Source organism: Pseudomonas sp. GW531-T4 (assembly GCF_017349615.1).
Lineage (GTDB): Bacteria > Pseudomonadota > Gammaproteobacteria > Pseudomonadales > Pseudomonadaceae > Aquipseudomonas > Aquipseudomonas chlororaphis_I.
The window spans coordinates 1-10,727 of the sequence record NZ_JACMZT010000080.1; the positions used below are offsets into that span (position 1 = coordinate 1).

Annotated in this window: 9 protein-coding genes; all 9 read right to left on the reverse strand. The window is 66.3% G+C overall.

Annotation, left to right across the window (positions count from 1 at the left end; genetic code table 11):
- A partial coding sequence (locus J4D28_RS30130) for a phage infection protein (protein ID WP_207246519.1) occupies nt 1-312 on the reverse strand: 312 nt, incomplete at its 3' end.
- Nucleotides 313-444: 132 nt separating this feature from the next.
- Nucleotides 445-2,055, reverse strand: a complete 1,611-nt coding sequence (locus J4D28_RS30135) for an ABC transporter ATP-binding protein (RefSeq protein WP_103331654.1) — start codon at nt 2,053-2,055, stop codon at nt 445-447.
- Nucleotide 2,056: 1 nt separating this feature from the next.
- Nucleotides 2,057-3,079, reverse strand: coding sequence for an ABC transporter permease (locus J4D28_RS30140; protein WP_028682947.1), 1,023 nt, complete (start codon nt 3,077-3,079; stop codon nt 2,057-2,059).
- Nucleotides 3,079-4,143, reverse strand: coding sequence for a microcin C ABC transporter permease YejB (locus tag J4D28_RS30145; protein ID WP_009043169.1), 1,065 nt, complete (start codon nt 4,141-4,143; stop codon nt 3,079-3,081). Before J4D28_RS30145 ends, J4D28_RS30140 begins: the two co-directional genes overlap by 1 nt.
- Nucleotide 4,144: 1 nt before the next feature.
- Nucleotides 4,145-6,025, reverse strand: coding sequence for an extracellular solute-binding protein (locus J4D28_RS30150; protein WP_103331653.1), 1,881 nt, complete (start codon nt 6,023-6,025; stop codon nt 4,145-4,147).
- 135 nt (nt 6,026-6,160) lie between these two features.
- The gene (locus J4D28_RS30155; RefSeq protein WP_103331652.1) at nt 6,161-8,884 is read right to left on the reverse strand and encodes a TonB-dependent receptor; all 2,724 of its coding nucleotides are present in this window, start codon (nt 8,882-8,884) and stop codon (nt 6,161-6,163) included.
- Between the two features lie 207 nt (nt 8,885-9,091).
- Nucleotides 9,092-9,493 carry a biopolymer transporter ExbD gene (locus tag J4D28_RS30160; protein ID WP_009043172.1) on the reverse strand — a complete coding sequence of 134 codons (402 nt, stop codon included), beginning with the start codon at nt 9,491-9,493 and terminating at the stop codon, nt 9,092-9,094.
- Nucleotides 9,493-10,200: a MotA/TolQ/ExbB proton channel family protein gene (locus tag J4D28_RS30165; protein WP_009048248.1), complete on the reverse strand. Its 708-nt coding sequence runs from the start codon at nt 10,198-10,200 to the stop codon at nt 9,493-9,495. Before J4D28_RS30165 ends, J4D28_RS30160 begins: the two co-directional genes overlap by 1 nt.
- A 50-nt stretch (nt 10,201-10,250) precedes the next feature.
- On the reverse strand, nt 10,251-10,727 hold a 477-nt coding region (locus tag J4D28_RS30170; protein ID WP_207246521.1), incomplete at its 5' end, for an energy transducer TonB.

A 10,727-nucleotide genomic window follows, 5' to 3' on the forward strand; every position in this document is an offset into this window, starting at 1 on the left:
GCGTTCGATCAAGCGATCGGAACCACCTTCGGCAACGCGACGTTCGATCAAGCGATCGGAACCACCTTCGGCAACGCGACGTTCGATCAGGCGATCGGAGCCACCTTCGGCTACACGGCGTTCGATCAGACGATCGGAACCACCTTCAGCTACACGACGTTCGATCAAGCGATCAGCGCCACCTTCGGCGACACGTTTTTCAATCAGGCGATCCGAGCCGCCTTCGGCGACTACCGGGTAGGCCGAGGACGCGGCAAAAGCGTTTGCTGCAAGAACCGAGAAAGCGATGCTGAGAAGAATTTGGCGTTTCATGGTGGTGTGCTCCGGGGTGTTGTTGGTTGGTATGGAGCAGATGTTACGCGGCGGATTTTTTTTGAGAATTTCATTGGGTCGATGGTGACCATCGACGCCAATGATAGCTGCGCCAACCCCCGGAACAGAGCCTCAGGCCAGCTTTTCGCAGGCCTGCGGCGGGCTCCATTGCAGCCCTGAAGCCTGCAACAGTTCCCGGGTATAGGGGTGTTGCGGCGCGCTGAAGATCGCCCGCGACGGCCCCTGTTCTACCACCTTGCCGTCCTTGATCACGATCAGGTCGTGGGCCAGGGCGTGGACCACCGCCAGGTCGTGGCTGATAAACAGGTAGGTCAGGCCGTGGCGTACCTGCAACTCGCGCAGCAGCTGGACTACCTGCTTCTGTACGGTGCGGTCGAGGGCCGAGGTGGGTTCGTCCAGCAGGATCAGCGCCGGCTCCAGCACCAGGGCGCGGGCAATGGCGATGCGCTGGCGCTGGCCGCCGGAAAACTCGTGGGGGTAGCGGTGGCGGCTCTGCGGGTCGAGGCCGACTTCCTCGAGCACGCGGATCACCGCCGCCTCGCGTTCCTCGGCGGTGCCGATGCCGTGGGTCAGCAGGCCCTCGGCGATGATCTGCTGCACCGACATGCGCGGGCTGAGGCTGCCGAAGGGGTCCTGGAACACCACCTGCAACTGCCGACGCAAGGGGCGCATCAAGCGCTGGTTGAGAATGCTCAGCTCCTTGTTGCCGAAGCGGATGCCACCCTCGGACTCCACCAGCCGCAGGATCGCCTGGCCGAGGGTGGACTTGCCCGAACCAGACTCGCCGACGATGCCCAGGGTCTTGCCCCGGTGCAGGCTCAGGCTGACGCCGTCCACCGCCTTGATGTAGTCGCGCTGGCGGCTGAACAGGCCCTTGGGCAAGGGAAACCAGACCTTGAGTTCACTCACTTCCAGAAGATTGTGCGAGTAGGCGCTGGGCACCGGGGCGCCGCTGGGCTCGGCCTCGATCAGCAAGCGGCTGTAGGGATGTTGCGGGGCGCGAAACAGTGTCTCGCACTCGGCCTGCTCGACGATCTCGCCCTGGCGCATCACGCACACCCGCTGGGCGATGCGCCGCACCAGGTTGAGGTCGTGGCTGATCAGCAGCAGCGACATGCCCAGGCGTTGCTGCAACGCGATCAGCAGTTCGAGGATCTTGCGTTGCACCGTCACATCCAGCGCGGTGGTCGGCTCGTCGGCGATCAACAGTTCCGGCTCGTTGGCCAGGGCCATGGCGATCATCACCCGCTGGCGCTGGCCGCCGGACAGCTGGTGCGGGTAGGCCTTGAGGCGTTTGTGCGGCTCGCCGATGCCCACCAGCTCCAGCAGTTCCAGGGTCCGCGCCCGGGCCGCGCGACCGCGCAGGCCCTTGTGCACGTCCAGCACTTCGCCGATCTGTTTCTCCACCGTGTGCAGCGGGTTCAGCGAGGTCATGGGTTCCTGGAAGATCATCGCGATGCGGTTGCCGCGCAAGGTGCGCAACTGGGCGTCGCTGGCCTGCACCAGGTCCAGGCCGGCGTAGCGGATGCTGCCCTGGGTCTGCACCTTCTGCGCCGGCAGCAGGCGCAGGATCGAGTGGGCGGTCACCGACTTGCCCGAGCCGGACTCGCCCACCAGGGCCAGGCATTCGCCGCGGCGGATATCCAGGTCCAGGCCATGGACCACTTCGGTGCCGGCGAAGGCCACCTTGAGATTGCGGATTTCAATCAGGTTGTCGTGCATGTCAGCTCCGGGGATCGAAGGCGTCGCGGCAGGCTTCGCCGATAAACACCAGCAACGAGAGAATCAGCGCCAGGGCGAAAAACGCCGTCAGGCCCAGCCAGGGGGCTTGCAGGTTGCGCTTGGCCTGGCCGATCAGCTCGCCCAGGGAGGCGGTGCCGGCGGGCATGCCGAAGCCGAGAAAATCCAGGGCGGTGAGGGTGGCGATGGCGCCGGTGAGAATGAACGGCAGGTAGGTCAGGGTGGAGGTCATGGCGTTGGGCAGGATGTGCCGGCGCATCAGTTCGCCGTCGCTCAGGCCCAGGGCCCGCGCGGCCTTGACGTACTCCAGGCTGCGCCCGCGCAGGAACTCGGCGCGCACCACGTCCACCAGGGCCAGCCAGGAGAACAGCGCCATGATCCCCAGCAGCCACCAGAAGCTCGGCGAGACGAACCCCGAGAGAATGATCAGCAGGTACAGCACCGGCAGCCCCGACCAGATTTCCAGCAGGCGCTGCCCCAACAAGTCGACCCAGCCGCCGTAATAACCCTGCAGGGCGCCGGCGGTGATGCCGATCAGCGCGCTGATGGCGGTCAGCACCAGGGCAAACAGGATCGACACCCGGGTGCCGAAGATCACCCGCGCCAGCACGTCCCGGGCCTGGTCGTCGGTGCCCAGCCAGTTCTGCGCCGAGGGCGGGCTGGGCGCCGGTTGCGCCAGGTCGTAGTTGACCGTGTCGTAGCTGAAGGGGATCGGCGGGAACAGCATCCAGCCGCCCTGGCCCTCGATCAGTTCGTGCACGTAGCTGCTGGCATAGTCCGGCTGGAACGGCAGTTCGCCGCCGAACTCGGTTTCGTCGTAGTCGCTGAGGATCGGGAAATACCAGGCGCCGTGATAGCGGATGACCAGGGGCTTGTCGTTGGCGATCAGTTCGCCGCCCAGGCAGACCAGGCACAGGCCGATAAACAGCCACAGCGACCAGCGACCCCGGCGGTTGGCCTTGAAGTGTTCGATGCGGCGACGGCCCAGGGGAGAGAGTGTGAACATCAGGCAGTCCTCGCCGAGAAGTCGATGCGCGGATCGACCAGGCTGTAGCACAGGTCGCCGATCAGCTTGATCAGCAGGCCGAACAGGGTGAACAGGAACAGCGCGCCGAACACCACGGGGTAGTCTCGCGACACCGCCGCCTCGTAGCTCATGCGCCCGAGGCCATCGAGGTTGAAGAGGGTCTCGATCAGCAGTGAGCCGGCGAAGAACACCTCGATCAGCGCCGTGGGAATGCCGGCGATCACCAGCAGCATGGCGTTGCGGAACACATGGCCGTAGAGCACCCGGCGTTCGCTCAGGCCCTTGGCCCGGGCGGTGACCACGTACTGGCGGCTGATCTCGTTGAGGAAGCTGTTCTTGGTCAGCAGGGTCAGGGTGGCGAAGCCGCCGATCACCAGGGCCGACACCGGCAGCACCAGGTGCCACAGGTAGTCGCCGACCTTGGCCAGAGGCCCGAGGCTGGCGAAGTTGTCCGAGACCAGGCCCTGCACCGGGAACCAGTCCAGGTAGCTGCCGCCGGCGAACACCACGATCAGCAGGATGGCGAACAGGAACGCCGGCATGGCGTAGCCGAGGACGATGGCGCTGCTGGTCCAGGCATCGAAGGCGCTGCCGTTGCGGATCGCCTTGCGCACCCCCAGGGGGATCGACACCAGGTAGGTGATCAGGGTCGCCCACAGGCCGAGGGACAGCGAGGTCGGCAGCTTCTGCAGGATCAGGTCGGTGACCTTGGCCCCGCGAAAGAAGCTGTTGCCGAAGTCCAGTTGCGCGTAGTTCTTCAGCATCAGCCACAGGCGCTGGTGCATCGGCTTGTCGAAGCCGTAGTGGTGTTTGATCTCCTCGATCAGCGCCGGGTCCAGGCCCCGGCTGCTGCGTCCGCCGCCGCCCACCGCGGCGACCTCGGCGCCACCGCCCATGGCATGCCCGCCGAAGCCTTGCAGGCGGGCGATGGCCTGTTCCACCGGGCCGCCGGGCGCGGCCTGGACGATCAGGAAGTTGACTACCAGGATGCACAGCAGGGTGGGGATGATCAGCAGCAGGCGACGACTCAGGTAACGGCCCATGTCAGTGCGCCCCCACGGTGCCGCGCAGGGCGCTCATCTGGCTGGCGGTCAGGGCCTTGGGGCTGACCTCCCACCAGGTGTTCAGGCCCTCGTCGTAGATCGGCGCGATGGCCGGCCGGCCGAAACGGTTCTGGAACACCGTGGGCGTGCCCTTGGAGTAGTAATTGGGAATCAGGTACTGGCCCCATTGCAGCACCCGGTCCAGGGCCCGGGCGTAATGCACCATCTCGTCGCGGCTATTGGCCTGGACCAGGCCGTCGATCAGGCGGTCCACCGCCGGGTTGGCCAGCACCATGGCGTTGGAGCTGCCGACCTGGGTCGCGCTTTGCGAGCCGTACAGGCTGTACAGCTCGCGACCCGGGGAGACGATGGGGTCGCCGCTGCGGGGGAAGCTGGTGACGATCATGTCGTAGTCCCGGGCGTTGAGCAGGTTGATGTACTGCGCCGAATCGATGCGCCGCAGGTTGAGGGTGATGCCGATCTGCGCCAGGGTGCGTTTGTACGGCAGCAGCATGCGGTCGAAGCCGCCCTGGCCATCGAGAAAGGTGAACTCCAGCGGCTCGCCGGCGGCGTTCACCAGGCGGTTATTGCGGGGTGTCCAGCCGGCCTCGGCCAGCAGGCGCAGGGCCTGCAGCTGCTTATCGCGGATGCGACCGCTGCCGTCGGTCTGCGGGGCCCGGTAGACCTGGCTGAAGACTTCGTCGGGGATCTGCCCGCGCAAGGGTTCGAGGATCTCCCGCTCGCGGGCATCCGGCAGGGCGCTGGCGGCCATTTCGCTTTTCGGCCAGTAGCTCTGCTGGCGCACGTAGAAGCCGCGCATCATCTGCTTGTTGGTCCACTCGAAATCCCACAGCAGGGTCAGCGCCTGGCGCACCCGGCGGTCGTGGAACACCGGCCTTTGCAGGTTGAACACAAAGCCCTGGGCGGCGGTGGGCTTGTCCGGCGCGAGGATCGCCTGTTGCAGGCGGCCGTCGCGCAGGGCCGGGCTGTCGTAGCCGACCACATAACCGGACGAGGAAAACTCGCGGTTGTAGTCGAAGGCGCCGGCCTGCAGCAGCTGGCGGGCGACGTCGGTGTCGCCGTAGAAATTCACCGTCAGGCTGTCGAAGTTATACATGCCGCGGCTGACCGGCAGGTCCCTGGCCCACCAGTTCGGATCGCGTTCGAAGCTGATGCTGCGCCCGGCGTCGACCTTGCCGACCTTGTATGGCCCGCTGCCCAGGGGCGGCTCGAAACCGCCGCCGTTGGCGAAGTCGCGGGTTTTCCACCAGTGTTCGGGCAGCACGCGCAGGGTCGCCAGGTCCAGGGCCAGGGTGCGGTTGAGGTTGTTCTTGAAGTCGAAGCGTACCTGCCCGGGGCCTTCGATCACCACGTCCCGTACATCGCCGTACTGCTGGCGATAGCTCAGGCTGCCCTTGCTCAGCAGCAGCTCGAAGGTGTAGCGCACGTCTTGTGCGGTGATCGGCGTGCCATCGGCGAAGTGCGCCCTGGGGTCGAGGTAGAAGCGCACCCACAGGCCGTCGGGGTCGCGCTCCATGCGTTCGGCCACCAGCCCGTAGACGGTGTAGGGCTCGTCCAGGGAACGAAAGGCCAGGGGCGAATACACCCAGTCGTTGACCTGGGCCACCGCGATGCCCTGATCGGCATAGGGGGTGATGTAGTTGAACTGGCCGATCTCCATCGAGGCGCGGCTCAGGGAGCCGCCCTTGGGCGCATCGGGGTTGACGTAGTCGAAGTGCTGGAAGCCCGGCGGGTACTTCGGCGGTTCGCCATAGACCGTCATGGCATAGCTGCCGTGGGCGGCGGCCAGGGCCTCGGCGGCGGCGCCAAGCAGCGCGGTGGCCAGCGCCAGCCTGGCCAGGGTGCGAGTCAGTGCAGACATGATCGAAAGGTTCCTCGTGATGCCGGAAAGCCTGGGGCGGCAGGGCGAAAAGACCCACGGCGGCGGGCCGCCATGGGGTGCGAATTCGCAATGCGGCCGGGGCCGGCCGGAGTCTTGCGCGGCCCCGGCGGTGACTCAGAAGTGGTACGTCATGCGCGCGAACAGGGTGCGGCCCAGCGGGTCGGTGTAACGGGGGTCGTAGCCGCTCTGGAAGTTGTAGGCCTGGTTGGAGAACGGTGGGTCGCGGTCGAAGACGTTCTTCACCCCGGCGTCGACGTCCAGCACCTTGTCGAAGGTGTAGCCGGCCGCCAGGTCCCACACCGAGTACGAGGCCACGCGGGCATTGGTGGTGCGGTCGTAGTCGTTGTAGCCGGTGGTGAAGCGGTTGCTCAGCGAGGCCCGCGCCGCGCCCAGGGTCCAGGTACCGGTGAGGTTGTGTTTCCAGCGGGCGATCACGCCATCGCCCTCGAAGTCGCCGACCTTGTCGGTGAACGGCCCCTTGATGGTGCTCTGGAAGTCGTAGCTCTTGACGTAGGTGCCTTGCAGCCCGAGGCCGAACTGGCCGTAGGGGGTATTGGGGAAACGGTAGTCCAGGGATACGTCGACACCGTTGGTTTCGACTATGCCCAGGTTGGCGTTGCCGGTGACGATGTAGTTCAGCGAACCGTCGGCGTTGCGCACGAAGCGGTCGGCATAGGCGCCGGACTGGTCGAACACCGTGGATTCGGGGAACGGCTGGATCTGGTTGGAGATGTGAATCCACCAGAAGTCCAGGCCCACCGACAGGTCGCGGATTGGCTGGTAGACGAAGCCCAGGGTCACGTTGCGGGCCTTTTCCGGCGCCAGGTCGGTGTTGCCGCCGATCTGGTTGAGGAACTGCTGGCCGCAGTCGCGCCCGCCGTTGCCGCCGGGCTGTACCACACCGCCGGTACAGAGCACCGGGTCGTTGTAGTAGCCCTGGGTGTAGGTGATGCTGCGCGGCGCATACAGCTCGTACAGCGACGGCGCGCGGAAGCCTTCGCTGTAGGCGCCGCGCACTACCAGCTCCTTGAGCGGCTGGTAGCGGAACGAGTATTTCGGGTTGGTGGTGCTGCCGAAGTCGCTGTATTTGTCGTGGCGGATGGCGACGGACAGCTCCAGGCTGTCGAGCACCGGTACGTTCAGTTCGGCGTAGGCCGCCCTGACACTGCGATTGCCCTCGACGCTACCGGACGGGTCGATGCCCAGGCTCTGGATGTCGCCGGCGAACTCTTCGTAGTCCTGGTGGAATTTCTCCTTGCGGTACTCGCCGCCCAGGGCCAGGCCGGAGGGCCCGGCACCGAACCAGTCGCCGATCTCGCGGCTGACGCGCCCATCGAAACCGACCACTCGACCGACTGCCGTGGAGTAGGCGCCGTGGTAGGCCGCCTGCTCGATGTAGTCCTGGCCAGCCTGGGTCTGCGGGCCGAACGGGTTGAGCAGGCCGCTGGCCAGGCCGGCGATCATCGCGCGGTCGCTGACGTAGCCGTTGGTGACGCTGGAGACCACCTTGTTCTGGTTGTAGGAGGCACCGAGGTTGTAGTCCCAGCCGGCCACCAGGCCGTCGAAGCTCAGGACGAAGCGCTGGCTGGTGTTCTGGTCCTTGGATTCCCGGGCACCGGCGGCGGTTTCACGCCAGTTCACGCCGATCGGCTGGCTCGGGTCGAGGCTGAAGCCGGTCGGCGCCGGGGTGATGCCGTTGCCCGGGTAGTAGGGCGAGGAAGCGTCCAGGCTCAGGCCGGTGAGGGGCGCCGGGCCGACCGCCGTGGCGTTGTTGTTGCGCGACCAGAAGTACTCCAGGTTGACGTTGTGATCGTCCGCCAGCTTGGCGGTGCTCTTGCCGAAGAACGAGGTCTTTTCGGTCTCCGGCACCAGGTCGATGTACTCGCGGGTACTGAAGCGGCACAGGCCCTGGCGGGCAATCAGGTTCGGCCCGTTGCAGTTGCTGCCGGCCAGCGGGTTGGTGGCGTTGTCGCCCTGGGTGTAATTGCCCGGAAAGGCCGTGCCCGAGGTCTGGTCGAGGCCGCGGCCGGGGCGGTAGTCGGTGGCGAAGGAGCGGTCGTTGGCGTCGAGGTTCTGCTGCTTGTTGTAGTTGAACACCCCGAGCACGTTGAAGCGGTCTTCTTCCAGGTCGCCGAAGCCCCAGCTGGCGCTCATATCCTTGCTCGCACCGCCGCCGCTGTGGGTCGGGGTTTCGCCGCCCAGGGTCAGTTGGCCGTCGGTCAGGGATTTCTTGGTGATGAAGTTGATCACACCGCCGATGGCGTCGGTGCCGTAGAGGGCCGAGGCGCCGTCGCGCAGCACTTCGACGCGGTCGATGGCGGCGAAGGGGATCATGTTCAGGTCCACCGCGCCGCCGGCCGAGTTGGTGCCCGACAACGCGTTGTTGGCCAGGCGTCGGCCGTTGAGCAGCACCAGGGTCTTGTTGGCGCCGATGCCGCGCATGTCGGCGAAGGAGGCGCCGCCGGTGGCGGCTCCCACTGAGCCGGCGCTGTTGTTGATCGACTGGCTGCCGGTGATGCGCTGCACCAGTTCGGCGGTGGTGCTCACCCCCTGTTTGCGCAGCTCTTCGGCGCGCAGGATGGTGATCGGTACCGCGGTTTCGGCATCGACCCGGCGGATCGCCGAACCTGTCACTTCGACCCGTTGCAGCTGGGTGGTGGGCGCCACGGCCGCGGCACTGGTGGCCGGGACGGCGGCGCTGCTGTCAGCGTCCTCTTCGGCGGCGTGCGCGGTGCCGGCGCCCAGGCCCATGGCCATCAGGTACAGCGGGACAAAACGGTGCCGTTGCAGCGTGGTCACCAGTGGCTTGAGCGTGAAACGTGGAATGTTCATCAGCATGATTACTTCCGACTCTTTCAGACGTTAATCGAAATGGCCTTGTGGGCCCTCATTGCTCCGGCTGGGTTGTACCGACCCCGGAAAACCACTTTCTTCAAGCAAGCCGATCCCCTCCGCAGGCGCGTGGCGTCTTGCGGTCGGCCGATTGCGACGGGATTCCTGGAAGCAGTGCCTGGCGCGTCCCTCAGGGGGCGCCAGGCACTGCCTTCATCGGGTGGTCATCACGGATATCCTGGTGATCCCCGAACGTTCGATGGAGGCCATGGCCTTGGCCACCTGGCCGTAGTTGACGGCGGCGTCGGCCTGCAGCTGCACGCGCACCTCGCTGTCCTTGGCCTTGACTTCCTTGAGGCTGCTTTCCAGCAGCTCGGGGGCCACTTCGGACTTGGCCAGGTAGAACTTGCCGTCCTGGTCGACGCTGACCACCACCGGGTCTTTCTTCTCGGCGGGGGCCACGGCGTCGGTCTTCGGCAGGTTGACCTTGATCGCGTTGGTCATCAGCGGGGCGGTGACGATGAACACCACCAACAGCACCAGCATCACGTCCACCAGGGGCGTGACGTTCATTTCACTGAGCACTTCGTCGCTGTCTTGAGTGGAGAAGGACATCAGCTGGCCTCCCGTACGGCGTGGGCGGTCTTGCTGGCGATGGCTTGGCGGCTGATGGCGAAGGCGCTGCGCTGGGCCAGGGCGTCGAAGTCATGGGCGAAGTCGTCCATGCTGGCCGAGGCCAGCTTCAGGCGGCGCAGGAAGAAGTTGTAGATCAGCACCGCCGGCACGGCGACGGCGATGCCCACGCCGGTGGCGATCAACGCATGGCCGATCGGTCCGGCCACGGTTTCCAGGCTGGCCGAACCGCTGGCGCCGATGCTCTGCAGGGCCTCCATGATCCCCCAGACCGTACCGAACAGGCCGATGAAGGGCGCAGTGCTGCCGATACTGGCGAGCACCGCCTGGCCGCTTTCCAGGGCCCGGCGTTCCTTCTGGATCTGCTGGCGCAGATTGCGCTCCAGGCGGTCGGCACGGTTGATGGTGTGGGCCAGTTGCTGGGTGGTGCGCGGCGACTCCTCCACCAGCAGGGCTTCGAAACCGCTGCTGGCGATGCGCGCCAGGGAGCCGGGGTACTGGCTGGCGTGTTCGGCGGCGGTGAGCAGGTCCGGGGCGCTCCAGAAGGCTTTGCTGAACTGCCGGTTCTGGGTCTTCTGCCGCAGGTACTGCGCCGACTTGACCAGCAGCAGTGCCCAGCTGACCACGGAAAACAGCACCAGGGCCCAGAGCACGCCGGGGACAATCAGGGATGTCAGGGAATCGTTCATGGCTACACCTCGCATGCGTAAACAGGTTGTGAGTTCGGGTCAGGCCGCGGTCATTGCGGCAATTTGAAATCGATGGTCTGGGTGGCGAAGCCTTCGATCGGCGTGTCGCCGCGCTTGGCCGGGATGAATTTCCAGTTCTTCACCGCGGCCACGGCGGCCTCGTCCAGTTGCGGCTTGCCGCTGGAACGGGTGACTTCCACGCTGCCGGCGCGGCCGTTGGGCAGCACCTTGATGCGCAGCACCACCGTGCCTTCCCAGTTGCGGCGCAGGGCCAGGGACGGGTATTCCGGCGGCGGGTTGCCGAGGCTGGCCAGGCCGGAAACCGCCGCCGATTCCTTGACCGGCCCGGGGGCCGCGGCAGGCGCCGGAGCGGCGGCCGGCTGGCTGGGCGCTGCGGGCGCGGCCGGTGGCGCGGGAGCGGGTGGCGCCGGCGTTTTCGGCGGCTCGGGCTTTTTCACCGGCTTGGGTTTTTCGACCGGTTTGGGCTTTTCGATGGGCTTGGGTTTCTCCACCGGCTTGGGCGGCGG